This is a genomic window from Guyparkeria halopsychrophila, assembly GCF_044582135.1.
GTDB lineage: Bacteria > Pseudomonadota > Gammaproteobacteria > Halothiobacillales > Halothiobacillaceae > Guyparkeria.
Window position 1 is genome coordinate 44,183 of sequence record NZ_JBDODP010000003.1, and the last position, 23,453, is coordinate 67,635.

The window sequence follows — 23,453 nt, forward strand, 5'->3', positions numbered from 1 at the left end:
CCAACTAGAACCAGCGCCGACGCTTGAGCCAGATACCGAGCCCGGTACCGAGAGCGGCGATCAGCAGTATCACCCACCAGAACCCCATCTCGCTCTCCACCCAGGGCATGCCGCCGACATTGATGCCGAACAGTCCGGTAAGGAATCCCAGCGGCAGGAAAATCGCCGCGACGATCGAGAGGAGGTACATGCGGGTGTTGAGTTGATCGGATAGCCGCGTGAGCAGTTGTTCATGGATCATCGCGCCGCGTTCGCGGGCCATGTCCAGATCCTCGACCAGGCGGGTGAGCGCATCGGCCTGTTCGCGGATGCGGCCACGATCCATGGCCGCGAGTAGCGGATGGTTGATAGTCGACAGCCGGGCCAGCGCGTCGCGTTGGGGGGCGAGATAGCGGCGGATGACAATGATGCTGCGACGGATCTGGCCGATGCGACTACGCAATTCGCGGTCGGCACCATCGAGCAGTTGTGCCTCGAGTTCGTCGATTTCCTCTTCGATCGACTCGATCAATTCGTCGGTACGTTCGGCCAGACCCTCCATCAGCTCCAGCAACAGGTCGGCCAGCGTGGTCGGGCCGGTGCCCTCCTCGAGCTTGTGAATGATCCCGTCGACGGTGCGCAGCGGAAAGCGCGAGGTGCTGATCAGTCGCTCGCCGTCGAACCACAGACGCAGCGAGATCATGTCCTCGGGGCGGCTGCCGGCATTGAGGTTCACGCCACGCAGGATCAGGAGCAGGCCGTCGTCGTGCTCGACTACTCGCGGGCGGGTGTCTTCGGCGAGCAGGCTGTCGGCGATCAGCTCGTCGACCCCGGCCTCGTGCTCGAGCCAGCCCCGGTCGTTGGCGTCTTCCCAGTTGAAACGGACCCAGGTGCCCACCGGCCGCTGCTGCGGGCCCGATCGGCCACCGCTGCCGTCGAGTTGAATGCTCTGGCGCGTGCTCATGCTTGCCGCTCCTTTCTCAACCTTGTTCCCGAACCGTGTGCCGTGATCACTTGAGTTGCACCGAGCTGGCCGCTCGACGCGCCCGTTCTCGCGCCGCCTCGATGGTCTCCGCTCGAGCCAGGGCAACACCCAGGCGCCGTTTGCCGGTCACTGCGGGCTTGCCGAACAGGCGCAGATCGGTACCCGGTTCGGCCAATGCGACGGCCGTGCCGGTCAGGACCGGGTGTGTGGTCTCACCCTCGCGGACGATGGCGCAGGAGGCGGCTGGTCCATGTTGGACAATCGCATGCACCGGCAGGCCCAGCATGGCGCGCAGGTGCAGGGCGAATTCCGACAGATCCTGAGAGGCCAGCGTGACGAGCCCGGTGTCGTGCGGACGCGGCGAGACCTCGCTGAACCACACCTCATCATCCTTGACGAACAACTCGACGCCGAAGATGCCGTATCCACCCAGTTCCTCGACGATGGCGCGCGCGATTTCGCTCGCCCGCTCGAGAGCGATTTCACTCATCGGGTGGGGCTGCCAGCTTTCGCGGTAGTCACCATCCACTTGGGTGTGCCCGATTGGCGGGCAGAGGGTGATGCCGTCGCGGTGGCGAACGCTGAGCAGGGTAATCTCGTAGTCGAAGTCGATGAACGACTCGACGATCACCCGACCACGACCGGCTCTTCCGCCCGATTGAGCGAATGCCCAGGCGCGCGGCGCCTCGGACGGGTTGCGCACCAGCGATTGGCCCTTGCCCGACGAGCTCATTACCGGTTTGACCACACAGGGGGTGCCGATGTCGTCGATGGCCGCGAGGAACTGTGCCTCGGTCTCGGCGAAGGCGAAACGGCTGGTGGGCAGGGAGAGCATCTCGGCGGCCAGCCGGCGGATGCCCTCGCGGTCCATGGTCAGCCGGGCGGCGCGCGCGTTCGGCGTGACCACGAAGCCCTGTGCTTCCAGGTCGATCAATGTCTGGGTGGCGATTGCCTCGATCTCCGGCACGATCAGGGCCGGCATCTCGTGGGTGATCACGCTCTTGAGTGCCGTGCCATCGAGCATGTCGATCACGTGCGATCGATGCGCGACCTGCATGGCCGGCGCATTGGCGTAGCGGTCGACCGCGATCACCTCCAAACCCAGCCGTTGCGCCTCGATGGCGACCTCCTTGCCGAGCTCACCCGATCCCAGCAGCATCAGCCGGGTCGCTTTGGGGGAGCCGGGGGCGCCGATGTTCGCGGCTCGCGTTTCGATGCTGCCGTGATCAGCCATGGCCGAAGTTCTCCGTGACGTAGTCGATGTCCTTGTCGCCGCGTCCGGAAAGGTTGACCAGGATGGTCGTGCCGGGGTGCTCCCGGCCGAATTTCATCGCCCAGGCGATTGCGTGGGCCGACTCCAGCGCCGGGATGATGCCCTCGCGGCGCGAGATCTTGTAGAAGGCATCCAGGGTCTCGTCGTCGCCGATGGCGTGGTAGCTCACCCGCCCGGAGGTCTTGAGGTGTGAGTGTTCCGGGCCGACACCGGGGTAGTCCAGCCCCGAGGCAATCGAGTGGACCGGCGCCGGGTTGCCTTCCTCGTCACTCAGCAGCAGGCACTTGAAGCCGTGGATTAGCCCTGGCTTACCGTAGGTCATGGTGGCCGAATGCTGGCCCAGCTCGGTGCCCTTGCCCAGTGGCTCGACGCCGTGGAGTTGCACGTCGTCATCCTCGATAAAGCCGGCGAACAGGCCCAGGGCGTTGGAGCCGCCGCCGACGCAGGCGGCGACGTGGTCGGGCAGCTCGCCGGTCATCTCGAGGTACTGCTCGCGCGCCTCGATGCCCATCACCGACTGGAAGTTGCGCACCATCGTGGGGAAGGGGTGCGGACCGACCACCGAGCCGATGGCGAAGATCGCCTCGTCGGCCTGCGAGAGATAGCTCTGGAAGGCCGAGTCCACCGCTTCCTTGAGGCTGCGCCCGCCGAAGCCCACCGGTACCACGGTCGCCCCCAACAGCTTCATGCGCGTGACGTTGGGCGCTTCCTTGGCGATGTCGATCTCGCCCATGTGGATCTCGCACTCCATGCCGAAATAGGCCGCGGCGGTCGCCAGGGCCACACCGTGCTGGCCGGCGCCGGTCTCGGCGATCAGCTTTTTCTTGCCCATGTGCTTGGCCAGCAGCGCCTCGCCCATGCAGTGGTTGAGCTTGTGCGCGCCCGAATGATTGAGGTCTTCGCGCTTGAAATAGATGTGGGCGCCGACATCGGCACTGAGATTGTGCGCGTAGTAAACCGGGGTGGGGCGACCTTGGTAGTGCTTGCGGATGTAGCGCAACTCGTTGAGGAAGTCCGCCGAACGCATCAGCCTCAGGTAGGCCTGCTCGATCTCGGCGAAATGCGGCTCAAGTTCGGGTGGCAGGAAAGCGCCCCCAAATTCACCGAAGTAGCCCTCTTTATTCGGAAAGTCCTTTAGATAAGACATTCAAACTCCCTGCCTGGTGATTGTGTTGCGTGCCTGCATGATCCAACGCCGGGCAGGCGTTGCCAAGCCCACCCGACGATCCGGGCATCCGGTCTGTCCCTTCCGCTTCGTTTTTTCCAGTGAACTCAGCATTCCCCGTGCTGGTGAACTAAGCTGCACGTTTGTTGTACAAGACGTGTACAATAGCGATACAAAAACGCCGATCTTGACCCCCTTGATCTGTCGGGAGCAAGTCGGCCGGGAGGAATCGAAGATGTTCAATCGTCGCCTGCACAACCAACTGGCCGAGTGCCAAAGCCAACTGCGCCAGCGAAATGCCGTGTTGGATGCCGTGCGCGGCTCGGTCGCCTATATCGAGTTCACCCCGGATGGCCACGTGCTCGACGTCAACGATCGTTTTCTCGAGACAGTGGGGCGTTCGCGCGACGAGGTGGTGGGGGCGCATCATCAACTGTTCTGCGATCACGACTACGCCGAGTCGAATGCCTACCGGCGATTCTGGGACATCCTGCGTAGCGGGGAATCGCATTCGGGTACCTTCCCGCGAGTGACGGCCGGTGGCGATCGCCTCTGGCTGGAAGCGACCTATTTCCCGGTCAAGTCGGAAGATGGTCGGGTCGAACGGGTGGTCAAGTTTGCCTCGGACGTGACCGAGCGGGCCGAGGAGCTGCGCGAACACGAGGCGATGTTCAAGGCGCTGGATCGATCCATGGCGGTGATCTCGTTCACCCCGGACGGCACGATCATCGATGCCAACCGCAATTTCCTCGACACGATGGGCTACTCGCCGGATCAGGTGCGCGGCAAGCACCACCGACTGTTCTGTGACGATGCCTTCTATCGCGAGCATCCGGATTTCTGGTCGGAGCTGGCCGACGGGGCGTTTCGCTCGGGCAAGTTCCGCCGGTTTCGTTCCAACGGGCAGGCGGTCTGGCTCGAGGCGACCTACAACCCGATCTTCGACGAGCACGGGCGCGTGGAGAAGGTGATCAAGTTCGCCACGGACATTACCGAGTCGGTACTGACAGCCGAGCAGACGCGGGATGCCTCCTCGATTGCCTACTCCACCGCCCAGCAGACCGCCGATATCGCCGCTCGTGGCGCCGACTCGCTGCGCACCTCGATCGAGACCTCGGAACAGATCCGCGACCTGATCGCCGAGGCCAAGTCGGTGATTGGTAATCTCAACGACGAGTCCAAGAACATCGAGACCATCGTCGCGACCATCAGTTCGGTCGCCGACCAGACCAATCTCCTGGCCCTGAACGCCGCGATCGAGGCGGCCCGGGCCGGCGAACAGGGTCGCGGCTTTGCCGTAGTGGCCGACGAGGTTCGCCAGCTCGCCGCCCGTACCAGCACGGCCACCTCGGAAATCGCCGAGGTGATTCGCGGCAATCTCGAACACACCGGCGATATCGTCCAGCGCATCGAGAGCGCGAGCCAGGTGGCCGAGCGCGGTCGTGAGCAGGTGCGCTCGGTGGAGGCGATCGTCGACGAGATTCGCGAAGGGGCCTCCCACGTGGTCGATTCGGTCTCGTCGCTCCCGCGCGAGTAGCGGCAAAACGCCATGAGAAAAGGCGGGCAGGGGGAGGTGATTGACGCCGATTCGTGCGGGCATGGCGGCACGCGATATGCTAAAAGCATGTTGAGATAATGCAGGAGTGTCCTTGCGCGTGTCGGACAACCATCCTCCCGAAATGTCGCCCGCCGAGAGCCACCGGCATCGGATCGTGCTACGGAACACCGTGGTCGCGGTCTTCGGTGGCCTGGTATTCCTGCTGCTGGTCTGGTCCTACCTGGATGCTTACAGCAACCTCCTCAAGACCACCCGCGACAAATCCATCGAACACCTGACGGTCGAGTACCGTTCGCTGAACCAGTATCAGGCGGCCCTTGCCCAGCAGGTATTCGAAGACAAGATCGATGACCCCGCCATCCGCCGGCTGATGGCCGAGGCGGCGCAAACCGAGGATCACGAGCGTCTGGCCGACCTGCGTCAGCAATTGCTCGAAAGGCTCTCACCCCTCTACGACAGGATGCTCACCAAGGGGTTTCGCCAGCTGCATTTCCACCTGCCGGGGGCGATCAGCTTTCTGCGCTTTCACCGGCCGGAGAAGTTCGGTGACAATCTCTGGAAGGTGCGCGCCGGCATCGCGCGGGTGAACACCGAGCGCGAGCGGGTCAGCGGCTTCGAGGAAGGGCGGGTATTCAACGGCTTTCGCTACATCTTCCCGCTGTTCCACGATGGTGAGTTCGTTGGTTCGGTGGAGACCTCGTACTCGTTCCGGTCCTTTCTTCTCACCCACGCCGATCTTCAGCACGGGGCCTACCGGTTGCTCGTGTCCCGCGATCTGGTGTTGGAGAAGGTCTGGAGCGACGAGCGCCAGTCCAACTACATGGACTCGGCCGTGAACCCAGGCTTCGTCATCGACCGGTACGCTGACCTGACCCAGCTTACCGAGGTCCTGCCGATGGCGCGCCGATGGAGCCAGTCACGCCTGGCCGACATCGGTCGCGTGATCGCTCCCCGGGTGCGCGAGCGCATGAACGACTGGCGGGCCTTCTCCGTCGTCACGCGCGATCCCGAGCCGGTGGTGGTGTCCTTCCTCCCCGTCCACACCACCATGGGGCTGAATGGCGGTTATCTGCTGCGCTATGCCTCCGCGCCGCAGGTGGCCTCTGCCTGGTCGTGGCTGTGGATCAAGGTGGTCCTGACGGCCGTGCTGGTTCTGCTGACCATGGGTTCGTTGATCTACATGAACCTGCGCGAGTCCGGGCGTTCCCGCGAGCGGGAACTTTGGCTGCGGACGCTCAACGAGGCGCAACGGATCGCCCGGCTGGGCAACTGGACCTTTGACGTCGGGCGCGGCGAGCTATCCTGGTCAGACGAGGTTTACTGGATCTTCGGCCACGCGCCGCGGAGCTTTACCCCGACCTACGACCGCTTTCTGGCCATGGTTCATCCCGACGACCGGGCCCGGGTCGAGCAGGCGGTGGACGAGTCCCTGCGCACCGGCAATCCCTACGAGATCGACCACCGCATCGTGCGCCCGGACGACAAGGTGCGTTACGTGCACGAGCGCGGCACGGTCGAGCTCGACGGCAGGGGGCGCCCGCGCAGCATGCTGGGCACGGCGCAGGACATCACGGATCGTATCGCCGCGAACGAGGAATCCCGCCAGGCGGCGACCATCCTGCGGTCGACCCACGAGGGCGTGGTGATCGCGAACGACGAGGGGCGCATCCTGTCGGCCAACCCGGCCGTCGAGCACCTGCTGAGCATCGACCAGTCCGAGTTGCTCGACCGTTTCGTCGACGAGTTGGTCTTCGATCGCGAGGAAACCACGCCGTTCCACCTGGTGCGTGAGCAACTGCGCTCCACCGGCACCTGGGAGGGCGAGCTCTGGCTGCGCCGCTTCGGTGACGGCACCAACTTCTTCCCGACCCTTGCCTCGTTCACGGCGATCACCAGCGATCTCGGCGAGCGACGCTTCGTCGTGATGTTCTCGGACATCTCCGAGGCCAAGGCTCGCGAGTGGGCCATGTGGCACCAGGCGCACCACGATGCGCTGACCGGGCTGGCCAATCGCACGTTGTTCCACGAACGGCTCGAGCGTGCCCTGTCCTCGGCCGAACGTCATGGTGAGCTGGTGGGCGTGCTGTATGTCGATCTGGACGACTTCAAGCCCATCAACGACACCTACGGCCACGACGTGGGTGACGAGTTGCTGATCGAACTCGCGCGGCGCATGGAGGCGGTGACCCGTGACGAGGATACGGTCAGCCGTCAGGGCGGTGACGAGTTCGCCGTACTGGTCGCTCGTCCGTCGACGCACGAGGCCGTCGAGCGGGTCGCCGAGAAAATCCGGACGGCGATCGAGGCGCCGCTGCGAGTCGGGGAGCTGAGCCTCAATCCGCGGGCGAGCATCGGCCAGGCGGTCTACCCCGAGGGGGGCACGACCGTCGAGGAGCTGGTGGTGGCAGCGGACGAGTCCATGTACCGGCAGAAACAGTCCCACAAGCCCGAGCCGGACAGCCCCGCCTAGCGCCCCCGCGCCACCCTTCCTGCCTGGGTGCCGGCAGCCGGATTACCCGATTCCTTGATGCTCGCTGACCTGCCTGGTGGAGCGTGACCCGGCCACCACCGGCCGGCCAAGCGCTGTTGAAGGATGGATGTATGAGCAGACAGGTGTGAGCCATCGGCCTGGACGACGTCCACCTCAGGCCGCTGACTATCCCGGAATGGGGACGAACACGCCTTCCCCAAGCCGGAAGGGCGCCGCCCACGCCGCCCCGGCGAGTCGACGCCGGGCGCGGTGCGCACCGTCATCCGCACGGTGCTGACGGCCAACTCCACCCATTTCCTGCTGCATGCCGAGCTCGATGGCTACGAGGGCGAGGGGGAAGGCGAGAAACGCGTGTTCTCCGAGAACTGGGACTACGAGATCCCGCGCGACCTCAACTAGTTGGCGGGCGCCTCGGAATGGGGGCGCTTCCACCACAGCCCGGCCTGCTTGAGCGACTGGATCACCAGCAACGGCAGCAGGGAGAAGCCCAGGATGAGCAGCCACTCGCGCCCGCCCGGCGGCGTCACGCCGAGAATGCCCGCGAGCGGGGCAACATAGGTGGCCGCGAGCAGCAGGAGCACGCCGACGCCGATCGCCGCCCAGATAAAGCCGTTGCGGGTCACTTCGTTGACGAGCAGCGGCGAGCGGCTGCCGCGCATGTTGAACACGTGCCAGAGCCGGGCAAAGCCGAAGGTGAGGAACGAGATCGTTACCGCCATCGCGGTATCGAGTTCCAGGACGAGCAGGGCCACGGCGAAGGCCGCCAGTGCGGTGGCCGCGATGATCACCGCGTAGGCGCCGATGGCCGACCAGTGACGTCGCATCAGGATCGGTTCGGTCGGGTCGCGGGGCGGGCGATCCATGATGTCGGCCTCGCTGCGATTCAGCCCCAGGGCGAGGGCCGGCATCACGTCCGAGACGAAATTGATGTAGAGGATCTGCAGCGGCAGCATCGGCAGTGGTGCGGCCACCATGGCGGCGGCCGAGATGGCAAGTATCTCGCCGAGGTTGCCCGAGAGCAGGTAGACGATGAAGCGGCGGATGTTCTGGAAGATGGTCCGTCCGTGCCGCACCGCATCGACGATGGTGGCGAAGGCATCGTCCTTGAGCACCATGTCCGCCGCCTCCCGGGCCACCTCGGTGCCGCGCTGGCCCATGGCGATGCCGATGTTGGCCTTCGTCAGCCCCGGCGCGTCGTTCACTCCATCACCGATCATGCCGACGATCCAGCCGGCCTCCTGGTAAAGCTGAATGAGCTCGAGCTTCTGGCGTGGCGAGATGCGGGCGAATACCCCTTGCGCCAGCAACGCCTCGCGCTCGTCCGGAGCGAGGGCGTCGAGACGGTCGAGAATGGCGGGGTCGGTGGCCGGGGCGTCGGTGCCGACCAAGCCGATCTCGCGGGCGATCGCGCGGGCCGTGGCATCGTGGTCGCCGGTCACCATGACCAGCCGGATGCCGGCTTCCTGGCAGGCGGTGATGGTCTCGCGGATACCGGGGCGCGGCGGGTCATGCAGGCCGGCGACACCCAGCAGCGTGAGCCCTTCGTAGGGTTCGGCCGTATCGTCGTTGACGGTCTTCTGCGCCAGCATCAGGGTGCGCAGGCCGTCGGCCGCCAGTTCCTCGCTGCGACGCATCCATTCCCGGCGGTCCGATTCGGCCAGATCCCGCTCGCCATCAGCGGTCATGACCTGGGTGCAGGCGTCGATGACCGATTCCGGCGCGCCCTTGACCGCCACCCGGAAACCGTCGGCCGTGGCATGGTAGGTGGCCATCATGTTGACCGCCGGGTCGAAGCTCACCTCACGGGTCTCGGGCAGCGCGTCCAGCAGGGTCTGACGCCTCATGTCGGCCCGGGCGGACGCCTCCAGCAGTGCGACCTCGGTGGGATCGCCGACCGCGCCATGCGACTCGAGGCTGGCGTTGTTGCACAGCGTCGCCGTCTCGAGAAAGGCGAGCAGGTCGGGCGTCTCGGCCACAGCCAGCGGCGCGTCGTCGAGTCGGAACATCGCGTCGTCCAGCTGCACGCCGCCCCGATCGAGCGTCAGCCGGTCGAGCGTCATGTGGTTGCGGGTCAGGGTGCCGGTCTTGTCGGTGAAGATGACGTTCGCCGAGCCCAGCGTTTCCACGGCCGAGAGGCGCTTGACCACGGCATTGCGGCGGGCCATGCGGAGCATCCCCTGGGCGAGGGCCAGGGTGGCCACCACCGGCAGGCCTTCCGGGACGGCGGCGATCGCCATGGCGATGGCGGTCTCGACCATCAGGCGCAGGTCGGTGCCGGCGAGCATGCCGGCACCGGCCACCAGCACGGCGACCACCAGGGTCAGCCAGATCAGTCGCTGGCCGAGTCGGTCCAGGCGTTTTTCCAGCGGGGTGATCGATAGCCCCGATTCCGAGACCAGGCGGGCAATCTCGCCCAGTTCGGTTGCCAGTGCGGTCGCCACGACCACGCCGAACCCCGAGCCCTGCGTGACCGCCGTACCGGCATAGCCCATGTTGTGACGGTCGGCGATCGCGGCGTCGCCCTCGGTCAGCAGGTCGGTGGTCTTGTCGACCGCGACGGATTCCCCGGTCAGGGCCGATTCGTCGCATTGCAGTCGGTTGGATTCCACCAGCCGCATGTCGGCCATGATCATGTCGCCGGCTTCGAGGAGGACGATGTCGCCCGGCACTAGTTCATCGGCGCCGATCCGGTGCGTCTTGCCGTCGCGCCGGACGTGGACCTGCGCGGTCCCCATGCGCTCCAGTGCCTCCATGGCGCGGATGGCGCGCCATTCCATGGCGAAGCCGATGACCGTGTTGACTACCAGGGCCGCGAGGATCGCCAGCGCCTCGATGGTGCTGCCGAAGGCCGCGGCCGCCACGGCGGCGCTGAACAGCAGGATTACGACCAGGCTTTCGACCTGGTTGACCAGGACCCGCCACATGGTGGGGCCGCGCGAGCGGGGCAGCCGGTTCGGGCCGTGTTGGCGCCGGCGGGCGTCCACCTCGCCGGCGGACAGGCCGTTTTCCAGCGAGGTCTCCTGTTGGGCGAGCACGGCCTCGACGGGTTGTCGATGGGCCGCTTTCATCTCATGCGGATGGCCGTCATGTCGGGGCATCGGTCGGTCTCGCTCTTGTCGTCCCGGCGGGGGCGGGCACCGTATCGACCATAGCAGCCGGGGCCGGGGAGACACAGCGCGCCCGTGCCGCCCAACCAAAAAAGCCACCGCAAGGCGGTGGCTTGGTCAATCATCGTCTTCCGGCGGCTCAGTCGCCGGTGGTCGGCGTGGCCGTGATGCGGTGGATCGACAGGTCGGCGCCCTGGAACTCCTCTTCCTGGGTCAGACGGATGCCGATGGTGCGCTTGAGCGCCCAGTAGACGACGAACCCGCCGATCAGGGCGATGCCGATACCTACCAGCGTGCCCACCAACTGCGACAGCAGGCTCACGCCACCCATGCCGCCGAGTGCCTCGAGGCCGAAGATACCGGCGGCTATCGCCCCCCAGGCACCGCAGAGGCCGTGCAGCGGCCAGACACCCAGCACGTCGTCGATCTTCCAGCGGTTCTGGGTAATGATGAAGGTGGTGACGAACAGCGCACCGGCGATCGCGCCGATCGCGAGCGCACCGAGCGGGTGCACGATGTCGGAGCCGGCACAGATAGCCACCAGCCCGGCCAGTGGGCCGTTGTGGACAAAGCCCGGGTCATTGCGGCCGACGAACAGCGCGGCCAGCACGCCACCGACCATGGCCATGAGTGAATTGAGTGCCACCAGGCCCGAGACGGCCTCGACGGACTGGGCGGACATGACGTTAAAGCCGAACCAGCCCACGGTGAGTATCCACGCGCCCAGGGCGAGGAACGGAATGCTCGACGGTGGGTGGGCCGCCATGCCGTTCTTGCCGTAGCGACCGCGGCGGGCGCCCAGCAGCAGCACTGCGGCCAGCGCGATCCAGCCGCCCATCCCGTGCACTACCATCGAGCCGGCGAAATCATGAAATCCGGCGCCGAAGCTCGATTCCAGCCAGCCCTGCAGGCCGAACCGGCCGTTCCAGACCATGCCCTCGTAGACGGGGTAGATAAAGGCCACGATCAGGAAGGTTGCCGCGAGCACCGGGTAGAACTTGGCCCGCTCGGCGATGCCGCCGGAGATGATCGCCGGGATGGCCGCCGCGAAGGTCAGCAGGAAGAAGAACTTGACCAGCTCGTAGCCGTTGCCGACGTTGAGTTCCGCGGCCGCGGCATAGAAGTCCATGCCGTAGGCAATCGAATAGCCGATGAAGAAGTAGGCGATCGTCGCGACGGCAAAGTCGGCGATGATCTTCACCAGGGCATTGACCTGGTTCTTCTCGCGCACCGTGCCCACCTCGAGAAAGGCGAAGCCGGCGTGCATGGCCAGCACCATGGCCGCGCCAATCAAGAGAAAGAAGGTGTTCGCACCGTCCTGAAACGTTTCCATCGAAGTCTCCCGTCTGAATTGCTGGCTGCACCATGAGCAGGAATCGTTCCATGCCGGCATGCCGCATTGCGGGGCATTTATCCCCTGTTTAATGCCCCGCCATGGTGCGGCCTTGCTCGCGAGTGCACAAACCGGGTGCATTGCGGGGTCGTACCCGTCACTACCCGCCCCGAAAGGGGGCGCCATTGGCTATGCTCCGGTCAGTAATGTTCAACGGTGTTTCCCCACCCGGGGGTGAGCGATGACCGATCCAGACCAGAAGGCCCGTCGCGAGGCGATGGTGGATTACCAGGTGCGCGCCCGTGGTGTCCGATCGCCGGCGGTGCTCGAGGCGATGCGGCAGGTGCCACGCGAGGCGTTCGTACCACTCGATCTGCACGAGTTCGCCTACGACGACACCGCGCTGCCCATTGCCGCCGGCCAGACCATCACCCAGCCCTGGATCGTGGCGATGATGATCGAGGCGCTCGATCTCAAGGGCGGCGAGCGGGTGCTCGACGTCGGTACCGGCTCGGGGTATGCCGCGGCCGTGCTCGCGCGGATTGCCGGGCAGGTCTACAGCATCGAGCGCATCGGCGAACTGGCGGACCAGGCGCGTCGCACGCTGATCGACCAGGGGCTGGCGAATGTCGAGCTGCGTGTGGGTGACGGGTCGCTGGGCTGGCCCGATGCGTCGCCCTTCGAGGCGATCATGGTGGCCGCGGCCAGCCCCAGCGTGCCGGATGCGCTCAAGCGCCAACTGGCGATCGGCGGGCGATTGGTGATGCCGGTGGGTGCGGACGAACGCGCGCAGGAACTGGTGCGGATCACGCGGCTTGGGGACGACGAGTATCGCTGCGAGGACCTGGCTGACGTGCAATTCGTGCCCCTGCTGGGGGAGGCCGGTTGGGACGAGTCGAGGGCGCGTCCGCGGCGAGGGTTCGGGCGGCACACGACCTCCGAGCGTGACCAGTCGTTGAGCCATCGCATCGCCGACGTGGCCGAGGGATTTGAATCGGTCGATGAGCTGCCGCTTGCCGGTCTGCTCGATCGCATCGGCGACTCCCGCCTGGTGCTGATTGGCGAGGCCTCGCACGGCACCTCGGAGTTCTACCGGGCCCGGCAGCGGATTACCGGCGCCCTGATCAAGGAGCAGGGCTTCGATTTCGTCGCCATCGAGGGCGATTGGCCGGATACCGCCCGCATCGACCACTACGTGCGACACGCCGAGTACCCACCATCCGAATGGACCGCCTTCGCGCGATTCCCCACCTGGATGTGGCGCAACGAGGAGGTACGCGGGTTCGTCGACTGGCTGCGCGAGCACAACGCCGATCGGGCACCCGCCAAGCGTGTCGCCTTTCACGGCCTGGATCTTTACAGCCTCTACAACTCCATCGCGGCGGTACTCGAGTACCTCGATGAGGTCGATCCTGAGGCGGCAGTCGTCGCCCGCGAACGCTACGGCTGCCTGACGCCGTTCGAACCCGATCCGGCCGCCTATGCCCGGATGTCGTTGAGCCCGGGCTATGCCGGCTGCGAGGCCCCGGTGGTCGAGATGCTGCGCGACCTGCAACAGCGACACCGCGGGTACGCCGAGCAGGACGGTGACCGGTTCCTCGACGTGGTGCAGAACGCACGCCTGGTCGCGAACGCCGAGGAATACTACCGCTCGATGTTCTACGGCTCGCGCAGCGCCTGGAACCTGCGTGACGGCCACATGTTCGAGACCCTCGAGGCCCTGCTGGTGCATCACGGCGAAGGCAGCCGGGGCGTGATCTGGGCGCACAACTCGCACGTCGGTGACGCGCGGGCCACCGATATGTCGCGCCGTGGCGAATTCAATATCGGCCAGCTGTGTCGGGCGCGTTTCGGTGAGGCGGTCTACACGATCGGGGTCGGCACGGACACCGGCACCGTGGCGGCCGCCTCCAACTGGGGCGAGCCGATGGAGGTAAAGACCTTGCGCTCGGCGCTACCCGACAGCTACGAGCGTCTCTGCCACGAAACCGGCCGGGCCGGTTTCCTGTTGCCGTTGGGGAAACACGGCGATGCCCAGGTGCGCGAGGGCTTGGGCGAACCACGCCTGGAACGGGCCGTCGGGGTGATCTACCGCCCGGAAACCGAGCGGGCCAGCCACTACTTCCACGCCGCGTTGCCAGCACAATTCGACGAGTACATCTGGGTCGATCGCAGCCGGGCGGTCACGCCACTAGACAGCCGAGAACTCGAGGGCGCCGCCGACACCTATCCGTTTGGTGTCTAGACTGTGGAACAGCTGTTCTTACGTCACGAGGAGACACCATGAAATCGATCGAACTGGGACTGGAGTGGTTTCTCAACCCGGACCACCTGCCGTTTATTGCCGGGATCGAGAAGGGCTGGTTTCGCGATGCGGGGCTGGACCTGACCCTGATCGAACCCGAGGGTCACTACGATGGGTTGGCGGAAGTCGCCCAGGGCAAGCTGGCGTTCGCCTGCAATGAGCCACTGCACATGATCGACGAGGCGCGCCCGGGACTGCGGGCGCTGGGGTGTTTCTTCGAGACCGAGGGCGGGGTGATGCTGACGCCGGAAGGCGAACAGGCCCTCGCGCGCGGCGAGACGATCCGGGTGGCCTCACCGGTGGCCGGCGAGGTGACCGACGATCTCGCCCGATTGATTGTCGCCCGCTGGTGCGAGCGCGAGGGCATCGGATTCGAGTCGTCGCAACTGCAGATCGAGGCGGCCGGTTTCGAGCATCTGAAGAACCTGCAGGCGGGTTTCCATGGCGCCTGGCTGTGTTTCGCGAACTTCGAAGGGGTCGAGGCACAGGAGCTGGGCGTCGCCGCGCGCCTGATCTCCAGCGTCGAGGTGGGACTGCCCAACTTCTCGGCGCTCGAGCTGTTCACCGGTGAGGCCTTCCAGCGCGAATACCCCGAGGTGATCGAGGCCGTGACGCGCATCGCCTCGGAAGGGGCGACGCTTTGTCGTGAGGACCCGGACGAGGCGATGCGGCTGTGGTATCGCTACAGCGGTGAGGCGCAAAGTGAGCTGATGGACGCGATCGTGCGGGATACCTGTCATCGACTGGTGGCCCCGGTCGTGCCGGATGCCGAGCGCTGGCGGGACATGTGGCAGCAGTTTCATCGCATGGGCCTGTCCCAGGTCGATCAAGCCGGCTACGAGGCGATGTTTTCCCCCGCCTGACCCGCGATGGTCGTCGTGATGCTCAGAACGTCGACAGGCCCGTGGCTTCCATCAGGCGGTACCGCCAGTAGCGCCACGCCGAGTCATCGGCGTACTCGGCAAAGGGCAGGCTGTGCTGTTGGCCGTTCTCGTTGGCCCAGCGGGTATCGAAAAAGCGGGTGGCGGCCCGCAGTGCCGGGTGATCGGCGGGCGCCTGCCACTCGACATTGGTTTCCATGTTGAAGTTGTCGAGGTTGCGGCGGGTGAAATTCGCCGAGCCGAGCAGCAGGCGGGCCGAGCCGTCACTCTCTTGATGGAGCAGCAGCTTGCTGTGGCACTGCTCGCCGTCGGTATCGCACCAGCGCACCTCGACCCCCGCACGATGTAACTCCATGCCGACCGGGCGATTGGGAATCCCGCTTTTTGTCCGCCCGAACGCATCATGGTTGGGATCGAGCAGGACGCGCAGGTTGACCCCGCGGGCGGCGGCCCGCTTGAGCGCCTCGATTACCTCCCGATGCGCGAGGTAGAACATCGCCAGATCCAACCGTTCGCCGTTCTCGGCCGCCTTGATGATCGCCAGGGCGGCCTCGCGAATGCGTGCCTCGGTGAGCACGCGCAAGCGCCCCTCGGTCGCATCGAAATAGTCCCCTCGGGGAGGCGAGGGCAGGGTGAAGGCCCGCTCGGCCCCGGACAGGCTCGCTGCAGCCTTCTCCGTTGACAACAGGTCCAGGGCCGCGGGGCCGGCAAATCGCAGCGCCACGTTGCCGTGACGGCTGCTCGCATCGTGCGGATTGGCCGAGGTGACCAGCCCGATCCAGCCCTCTCCCCTATCGGCGATCACGGTCTTGCGGTGGTTGGCCTTAAAATTGAGCAGCCGCATCCACGCGTCGAGGGTCGAGGCGCGGTCCTCGGCCAGGGGGTTGGGTAGCCGGCCCGAGCCGGGTTCGCTCTCGAGCCAGCGGCAGCACAGTCGCCACAGGCCGGACCACAGGGCATTGGGATCACGCAGTCGGTCCAGGTCGGTGGTGATGACCCGCACGCCGGCGGAGCGCAGTCGTTCGAGGTGATCGGACTCGATGCTGCCGTAGACCGTGTTGACCGGGTCGGTAATCAGCACCGCATTCAGATCCGTTTGGCGGCGCCGCTGCTTGATCAATGCCGTGGTCAGTTCGGCCGAAAGCGGGCGATGACCGTCGCTGGCCTCGCCGGCGAAATCATTGAACAGGAACATGTCGAGTACGAGCAGTTCCCTAGCCCCCGCCACCATGTCAGAAATTGCATCGAATATTTGCTGGTCGCTGATGCGTTTGCCGTCGGGGGCGGTATAGGTGGCGTCGGCAAGGAAGGTCACATCCTCGGCCGGTACCCATGGCGTGGCCACGTCGAGCCCGCCCGGCATCGGTTTGTAGACGTGCCAGGTGCCGACGATCAGCCAGGCGAGCAGACCGATCGACAGCAGGACCATCAACGTGCGTTTGCCGGGGCGGTAGCGGTTATCGCGCATGGGGGTGTGCTTCGGGATGGGGTGGGTTTGATGCGTGGCCGTCGGGTTGGCCGGTCGCTGCCTGGAATCCTACACGCAACGCGTGGCGCGGTGCAGCTGAATCCAACCCCGGTATCGCGACGACGCATCCATTGAAACGACGGCCCGGCGGCAGGGTGAGGTGATAGTCACTCGCTATTAAAGTGCGGTGAAAAATCAATTTGCAGCCCGTGAGTGGGCGGCCTACTTTGAGACCTGAGTCGGTGATAAAGGCATTCCGTCCCGTCAATCCGGATGGGTGTGCGTGGTCACCACGATCTTCCCGGACGGGGGCTTCCCCGCCGGGGCCTTTCGCACGAGCGAACCTGGAGAGTCGGACTGTGACCGGTCGGCCTCCACCAAGACCACGAGGAGAAGGAAATGGGCGAGAACGCGAACGCAGGCAAGTGCCCGGTAATGCACGGCAGCCGCACCCGGATGGGCGGTGGCGGTGGTAGCGCCAAGGACTGGTGGCCGAACCAGCTCAACCTCGGCATCCTGCACCAGCACACCGCCGTGTCGAACCCGCTGGGCGCGGATTTCGATTACGCCACGGAGTTCAAGAAACTTGATCTCGAGGCGGTGAAGAAGGATCTGGTCGACCTGATGACCGACTCCAAGGAGTGGTGGCCGGCGGATTACGGTCACTACGGCCCATTCCTGATTCGCATGGCGTGGCACTCGGCAGGCACCTATCGGACCGCCGACGGCCGGGGCGGGGCATCCACCGGCAACCAGCGCTTCGCGCCGATCGGCAGTTGGCCGGACAATGCCAACCTGGACAAGGCCCGCCGGCTGTTGTGGCCGATCAAGCAGAAGTACGGCAACAAGCTTTCCTGGGCCGATCTCTACATCCTGGCCGGCAACATGGCGCTCGAGTCGATGGGGCTCAAGACCTTCGGTTTCGGTGGCGGCCGTGAGGACATCTGGGCACCCGAGGAGGATATCTATTGGGGTGCCGAGGAAGAGTGGCTCGCCACCAGCGACAAGCCGCACAGCCGATATTCCGGCAATCGCGAGCTGGAAAACCCGCTCGCCGCCGTGCAGATGGGCCTGATCTACGTCAACCCGGAAGGCCCAGACGGCGAGCCCGATCCGCTCGCCTCGGCCAAGGATATCCGCGAGACGTTCGAGCGCATGGCGATGAACGACTACGAGACCGTCGCCCTGACCGCCGGTGGCCACACCTTCGGCAAGGTGCACGGCGCCGGCGATGCGGCGCATGTCGGCCCGGAGCCGGAAGCCGCACCCGTCGAGGAGATGGGCTTGGGCTGGAAGAGCAGCTACGGTTCCGGCAAGGGTCGCGACACCATTACCAGTGGGCTGGAGGGCTCCTGGACGCCGACGCCGATCAAGTGGGACATGTCCTACCTGGACGTGCTGTTCGGCTACGACTGGGAGCTGACCAAGAGCCCGGCCGGTGCCTGGCAGTGGACGGCAAAGAACTTGGCGGAGAAGGACCACGCCCCGGATGCCGAGGACCCGAACCGACGCGTCGGCATCATGATGAGCACCGCCGACATGGCGATGCGCGAGGACCCCGAGTACCGCAAGATCGCCGAGCACTTCCACAACAACCCGGACGAATTCGCCGATGCCTTCGCGCGGGCCTGGTTCAAGCTCACCCACCGCGACATGGGGCCGAAGGATTGCTACCTCGGCCCGAACGTGCCGAACGAGGATCTGATCTGGCAGGACCCGGTCCCGCCGGTCGACCACGTGCTGATCGACGAGCAGGATGCCGAGGAACTCAAGGCGGCCATTCTGGATGCGGGCCTCACCGTACGTGAACTGGTTTACACCGCGTGGTCGTCGGCCTCTACCTTCCGTGGGTCGGACAAGCGTGGCGGCGCCAACGGCGCACGCGTCCGGCTGGCCCCGCAGAAGGACTGGGCCGTGAACGAGCCCCATCAACTGGCGCGGGTGCTGAAAACCTTGGAGGGCATCCGGGCAGAATTCAACGCGGCCCAGTACGGCGGTAAGCGCGTGTCGCTGGCCGACCTGATCGTGCTGGGTGGTTGCGCGGCCGTCGAGCTGGCGGCCTGGGATGCGGGTTATCCGGTCGAGGTGCCGTTTGCCCCGGGGCGGACGGATGCCACCGACGAGCAAACCGACGCCGATTCCTTCGATCCGCTCGAGCCGGAGGCAGACGGGTTCCGCAACTATCGTTGCGCCAAGTTCACCGTCTCCGAAGAAGAGTTGCTGGTTGATCGCGCCCAACTGCTCGGACTCTCCGCGCCGGAGATGACCGTGCTGGTCGGTGGCATGCGCGTGCTCGGCGCCAATTTCGGTGACAGCAAACACGGCGTGTTCACCGACGAGCCCGGCACCCTGACCAGCGATTTCTTCGTCAACCTGGTCGACATGGATGTCGTCTGGCAGCCGACCGCCGCCGACGAGGACATCTACGAAGGGCGGGACCGTCAGACCGGTGAGCTCAAGTGGACCGGCACGCGCCTGGATCTGGTGTTCGGTTCGAACTCGCAGCTGCGGGCGATTACCGAGGCCTATGCCCAGGACGATGCCGAGCACAAGTTCGTCAAGGACTTCGTGGCTGCCTGGAACAAGGTGATGAACGGCGGACGTTGCGATCTCGGCTGACTTCGCCGGCTAGGTCGTGGGAGTCTGGCGGTCACCCCCTCTACGACAAAAGCCACCGGCCCGACGACCGGTGGCTTTTTTTGTCGGCGGGCAAGGCGCGTCAGCAGTTCCACTGGACACGGGGTTTACCGTGGCTTGTCTTCGTCGCCAGGCGTGGACGGTTGGGCGGCCGCCGGTTGAGACGACGGGTCGTTCTCGGTCGTCGCCAACGGGGTGGCGGCGCCGGTCATCTCCATGACGGCCTCGTCGCGGTAGGTGTCGGTGTCCTCGACGCCACCGGCCTCGTCCTGGTGCCGGTAAAGCTGCTTGCGCAACCGACGGGTGTACTTGGCGGCCTTGTAGGACTGGTCGACGATGCGGCGCACATGACTCAATTCGTCCAGTCGGGCCACCATCTGCCGCACCGGTAGCCGATTATCGGCACCGGCGCGCAACAGCAGCGCCTTGAGCGACTGGTAGTCGTCGGCAAAATCCTTGATTGCCCGCTTGATCGGCTTCATCTCGAAGCCCTCGATGTCCGGGTCGGCCAGGGCGAGGAAATGCGCGGTTTCGCGCCGGAATTCGGTGAGTGCCTCGGTGAGTGCCGGGTCGGTCGGGGTCGTCAGCGCGCCCTCGATCTTCGCGATTTCCTCGACATTTTCAACGATATCACCGTAGTAGCGGCTTATGCGCATGGCCAGCGGAAAGCCGTCCGCAATCGACTCCGGGATCTCGCCGTACTGGGCGCGGTTGCTGAATTCAGCGGTGGCGAGAATCAGTCGATCCACGATCGCGCGTTCGCGTCGTAACCGCTCGATCGCCGCCGAGCCTTCCATGCTGACCACATCCCGGGCACCGCGACGGGTAATCTCGCCGATGCGTTTCAACTCCATGTTCAGCGCATTGAGCGCCAGATCCGGGGTGCTGGCGATGTTGCGGTCGAGGTGACGTGGTTGGCCTTCGTCTTCCTCGGCGGTGCGGAATCGACCTTCCAGGAAGGTGACCAGCCGGGGTGTCAACGGCCAGAAGATCGCCATGCCCAGAAGCTTGGTGGTGGTGTGGAAGATGGCGAGCGAGGTGGCCGGCCCCGGTTCCAGGCGCATCAATTGCGCGGCGTGCGCCACCAGCCAGAGCAGGGCGGGCAGGCCGATGAACGCGACGATCCCGACCACGATGTTGAATAGGACGTGGGCCATGGCGGCCCGTTTGGCCGAGGAGGTGGCGCCGATGGCGGCGAACAGGGCGGTCGAGGTGGTGCCCACGTTGGCGCCGATCACCATGGCCGCGGCGGCCGTCAGTGGGATCAACCCGGCGCCGGCGGCCGTGAGGGTGATTGCAAGCGACGCGCTTGACGAGTTCATCACCGCGGTCATGACCACGCCGATGGCGACGAACATCAGCAGACTGCCGATGCCGCTGCCGGTGTGGGCAGCCAGATCAAACCCGTCGCCGAAATCACCGAAGCTCGCCTTCAGTACATCCAGGCCGAGAAAGAAGATACCGAAGCCGGTGAGCGCATCCCCCAAGTAGGCGCGCCGCTTGCCCTGGCCGGTCACGCGCAGCAGCATGCCGATGGCAACGGCGGGCAGGGCCAGCGCCTGCAGATCGACCTTGAAGCCGACGAGCGCCACCAGCCAGGAGGTGGCCGTGGTGCCGATATTGCTGCCGATGATCACGCCCACGGCCTGGGACAGCGTTAGCAGCCCGGCATTGACGAAGCCAACCGTGGCGAAGATCACCGCGGAGGACGATTGCACGACCGCGGTGATGCCGATGCCGGAGAGAATGCCGCGTGGCGTGGTGGCCGTGCCGCGGGCGAGTATCTCGCGTAGCGCGTCGCCGGCGGCGACCTTGAGACCGTCGGTCATCAGGCGCATGCCCAGCAGAAACAGGCCGACCCCGCCGAGGAAGGTGAGTGTCAACTGGATGTTCATGATGTTCATCATAGCCATCTTGTCGCGAAATGTCGGCACGCGCCGCCGCGCGGGCGCTGGATAACGCGGGTGCTAGACTTCGGCCCCAACGAATCCCTCCGCGCGGCCTTCCTTGGCGCTTTCCCGCCGATGGATCGCCCGTGGATGGCCCATGTATGCCACGGATAGTCCATGGATGGCCCATGGATGGACCAGGCCCGAGAGATTGCACCATGCGACGTCGTACTGTCCTGATGCCCCTGTTGCTTGCCGGCATGGGTCTGATCCCTCTGCTGACGGGTTGCCAGGCCGAAGTCGAGGCCGAGCTCGAAGTTGGCGATATCCGCGAACGCGAGACGCGTGGGCTGTTCGCCACCAGCCAGGTGCGCACCGACGATTGCGATCGCGGCACCCGCAGCGCCGAGCGCGAGGGCAGCGCGGGCTGGGCCACCTGGGCGCTTTCGGGCGTCTTCCCGGACACGCGTTACCGCAGCTGCCGTGAGCTCGAGGTGGGCGCGGTGACGACGTTTCGGAACATGATCGTGTTCGATGCCATGCCGGGCGAGGTGTTGAGCGGGTTGTCGCATGTCAATATCAAGCTGAACGAACAGATCGTGTCCGTCGGCCTGCCGCCCTACGTGCAGGGCAATATTGAACGGGTGCGGGGGCAGGTCGGTCGCCAGGGCAATCCCGAGATCACGACCCGACTGACGCTGGTCAACAACGAGGAGGAGGCGTTCGGCTATCGACTCGCCCGTTACGACGAGGGGGAGGTCGAGTGGGGTGAGCCGCGCGTGCTCGAGGCCAGTTCACGCGTGTCTCTGGACTACCCGGCCGCGCTGGCCGAACGGGTGTTCGTCGAGGGGCGTGCGCCCCTGTTGCGGATCGAGCCCGCGACCGACTGAGTTGGCAAACGGGGTGCCATTCCCGAATAGCCCGCGGGCTTATCGCGAGCAGCCGGCGGGGCGTTCGCCAGTGGGGTCCGCGTCCCGGAAGGGGTGACAGCGGCTCGGGATCAGGCGCAGGTCGGCCATCAAGGCGCAGGCCAGCGAGCGGCGGCGGCTTTCGGGGTAGAGTGCGCGGTAGAGCATGATCTTGAGAGTCACGAACGCGCCCAGCACGATGCCGCCCAAGGCAATCAGGCTGCCCAGGGCCAGCGTCGAAGTGCCCGAGAGTCCCTGGCCGACCGAGCAGCCCATCGCGATGATCCCCCCAGCGCCCATCAGCAGACCCCCGACCGAGTAAGACGCGAACTGCCCCCAGGCGCCAAAGCCTTGCAGCCGGAAATGGCCGCGCACGACGGCCCAGACGCCGGCGCCGACGATAACCCCCAGCATGGCCACGATGCCGAAGGTAACCAGACCGATGGCGGGCCCCCCACTCAGGCGCAGCACCTCGGCGGCCGGGGCGACGAAGCTCAGGGACTGAGTGCCCATGCCCTTGGGTGGATCGAAGGCCAGTGCCGCCTCGCTCATCAGGGTCTGCCCGGTGGGTGAGCCGGTCCATAGCCAGCCGGCCGTGATCACCAGACCGATACCCAGCCCGCCGATCACGTCCGCGCGGCGCATGCGCTGGGCGTGATCCATCCGCCACAGCCAGATGAGCAGCCCGGCGGTCACCGCCAGGGCCGTGGCCAGACGCCAGTGTTCCAGCGTGCCGCCGGGGACGACACCGGCAAGCAGGGCGCCCAGATCCTGATGGCCGATGGAGACGGCCTCGAAACTCAAGTGCGGCCAGGCCAGCGTCTGGTCGATGAACCAGCGCGCCTCGGGCCAGTAAAGCAGCACGGCGGCGGTGACACCCACCACGGCGTAGGCCCACAACGACTTCATGTCACCGTGGCCGATGTTGACCAGGGTCTTGGTGGTACAGCCGCCGGCCAGCACCATGCCCACCCCGAACAGCAGCCCCCCGAGCAGGTAGCGCAACCACGGGAATTCGGCGGCGCGGTAGTTGACCCGGGTCTGATCCAGATCGAACACCCCGGCGGTCTCGAGCAGGGCGACGCCGGCGATCGCCACGGCGATCGACAGCAGCCAAGCGCGCATCCGCCCCGGGTCACCGGTCAGTACCCAGTCGGAGACCGCGCCCATGTTGCAGTAACGGGTGGCTGCGGCGATGGCGCCGAAGGCCAGTCCGACGAGTGCGGCGCCGGCCAGCAGGGTGAGCCAGGGGTTGTCGAACAGCAGGGGCATGAGGCGGTCATCGAGTCTTGGGAAGTGGAGAGCCCTCATGGTAGGGCCAAATGCCCGTCAGGACGTTGTTTTTGCCACAGAATCTCGTGATCGGGGCATAAGGTCGCTGGCCGGGGATAGTTGATTCGATATCAGGATATCGAATCAAAGGTTTCGAATAGTTCGACAACGTCACCGAAAATCTGGTCCATACTCCGCCGCT

15 protein-coding genes are annotated in these 23,453 nt (G+C 65.7%); 7 read left to right on the top strand and 8 right to left on the bottom strand.

The genetic code is table 11. From position 1 onward, the window contains the following. Positions 1-4: 4 nt before the first annotated feature. From ABGV18_RS02205 to trpB, 3 genes are read right to left on the bottom strand one after another with little or no spacing between them, the layout of a single operon-like run. Entirely contained in the window at positions 5-943 is a 939-nt protein-coding gene (locus ABGV18_RS02205; RefSeq protein ID WP_396581767.1) for a zinc transporter ZntB, read from the bottom strand. A 46-nt stretch (positions 944-989) separates the two neighbouring features. Next, positions 990-2,198 (bottom strand): formate-dependent phosphoribosylglycinamide formyltransferase, encoded by a 1,209-nt coding sequence (gene purT / locus ABGV18_RS02210; protein ID WP_396581766.1) that lies wholly within the window; start codon positions 2,196-2,198, stop codon positions 990-992. Continuing rightward, positions 2,191-3,384, bottom strand: coding sequence for a tryptophan synthase subunit beta (trpB, locus tag ABGV18_RS02215; protein ID WP_396584617.1), 1,194 nt, complete (start codon positions 3,382-3,384; stop codon positions 2,191-2,193). Before trpB ends, purT begins: the two co-directional genes overlap by 8 nt. Positions 3,385-3,637: 253 nt before the next feature. Between trpB and ABGV18_RS02220 the strand changes: the two genes are divergently transcribed. The 3 genes from ABGV18_RS02220 (at position 3,638) to ABGV18_RS02230 (ending at position 7,850) form a co-directional block, all read left to right on the top strand. Next, complete coding sequence (locus ABGV18_RS02220; RefSeq protein WP_396584618.1) at positions 3,638-4,939, top strand: methyl-accepting chemotaxis protein; 1,302 nt, start codon at positions 3,638-3,640, stop codon at positions 4,937-4,939. Positions 4,940-5,057: 118 nt separating this feature from the next. Next, positions 5,058-7,430 (top strand): diguanylate cyclase domain-containing protein, encoded by a 2,373-nt coding sequence (locus ABGV18_RS02225; protein ID WP_396584619.1) that lies wholly within the window; start codon positions 5,058-5,060, stop codon positions 7,428-7,430. A gap of 270 nt (positions 7,431-7,700) precedes the next feature. Then, entirely contained in the window at positions 7,701-7,850 is a 150-nt protein-coding gene (locus ABGV18_RS02230) for a hypothetical protein (protein ID WP_396581763.1), read from the top strand. Here ABGV18_RS02230 and ABGV18_RS02235 read toward each other — a convergent pair. Next, positions 7,847-10,549 (bottom strand): cation-translocating P-type ATPase, encoded by a 2,703-nt coding sequence (locus ABGV18_RS02235; protein WP_396581762.1) that lies wholly within the window; start codon positions 10,547-10,549, stop codon positions 7,847-7,849. The two genes, ABGV18_RS02230 and ABGV18_RS02235, sit on opposite strands and share 4 nt — an antisense overlap. A gap of 148 nt (positions 10,550-10,697) precedes the next feature. Beyond that, a complete protein-coding gene (locus tag ABGV18_RS02240) occupies positions 10,698-11,891 on the bottom strand; it encodes an ammonium transporter (protein WP_396581761.1) in 1,194 nt (397 codons plus the stop codon). Between the two features lie 241 nt (positions 11,892-12,132). On the opposite strand from ABGV18_RS02240, the gene ABGV18_RS02245 reads away from it, so the two are divergent. Together ABGV18_RS02245 and ABGV18_RS02250 are read left to right on the top strand one after the other, a co-directional pair. Further along, positions 12,133-14,136, top strand: a complete 2,004-nt coding sequence (locus tag ABGV18_RS02245; protein WP_396584620.1) for a protein-L-isoaspartate(D-aspartate) O-methyltransferase — start codon at positions 12,133-12,135, stop codon at positions 14,134-14,136. A 38-nt stretch (positions 14,137-14,174) separates the two neighbouring features. Further along, on the top strand, positions 14,175-15,059 hold the full coding sequence (locus tag ABGV18_RS02250; protein WP_396584621.1) for an ABC transporter substrate-binding protein: 885 nt from the start codon (positions 14,175-14,177) through the stop codon (positions 15,057-15,059). 22 nt (positions 15,060-15,081) lie between these two features. On the opposite strand, the gene ABGV18_RS02255 is transcribed toward ABGV18_RS02250, so the two are convergent. Further along, positions 15,082-16,545, bottom strand: coding sequence for a phospholipase D-like domain-containing protein (locus ABGV18_RS02255; protein ID WP_396584622.1), 1,464 nt, complete (start codon positions 16,543-16,545; stop codon positions 15,082-15,084). A 399-nt stretch (positions 16,546-16,944) separates the two neighbouring features. Here ABGV18_RS02255 and katG point away from each other — a divergent pair, with 399 nt between their 5' ends. After that, entirely contained in the window at positions 16,945-19,164 is a 2,220-nt protein-coding gene (gene katG, locus ABGV18_RS02260) for a catalase/peroxidase HPI (RefSeq protein WP_396584623.1), read from the top strand. A gap of 125 nt (positions 19,165-19,289) precedes the next feature. Here katG and ABGV18_RS02265 read toward each other — a convergent pair whose 3' ends face one another. Beyond that, positions 19,290-21,095: a Na/Pi symporter gene (locus ABGV18_RS02265; protein ID WP_396584624.1), complete on the bottom strand. Its 1,806-nt coding sequence runs from the start codon at positions 21,093-21,095 to the stop codon at positions 19,290-19,292. A 194-nt stretch (positions 21,096-21,289) separates the two neighbouring features. On the opposite strand from ABGV18_RS02265, the gene ABGV18_RS02270 reads away from it, so the two are divergent. Continuing rightward, positions 21,290-21,961, top strand: coding sequence for a hypothetical protein (locus tag ABGV18_RS02270; protein WP_396584625.1), 672 nt, complete (start codon positions 21,290-21,292; stop codon positions 21,959-21,961). A gap of 39 nt (positions 21,962-22,000) precedes the next feature. Here ABGV18_RS02270 and ABGV18_RS02275 read toward each other — a convergent pair whose 3' ends face one another. Beyond that, on the bottom strand, positions 22,001-23,251 hold the full coding sequence (locus ABGV18_RS02275; protein WP_396584626.1) for a YeeE/YedE family protein: 1,251 nt from the start codon (positions 23,249-23,251) through the stop codon (positions 22,001-22,003). Positions 23,252-23,453 lie beyond the last annotated feature (202 nt).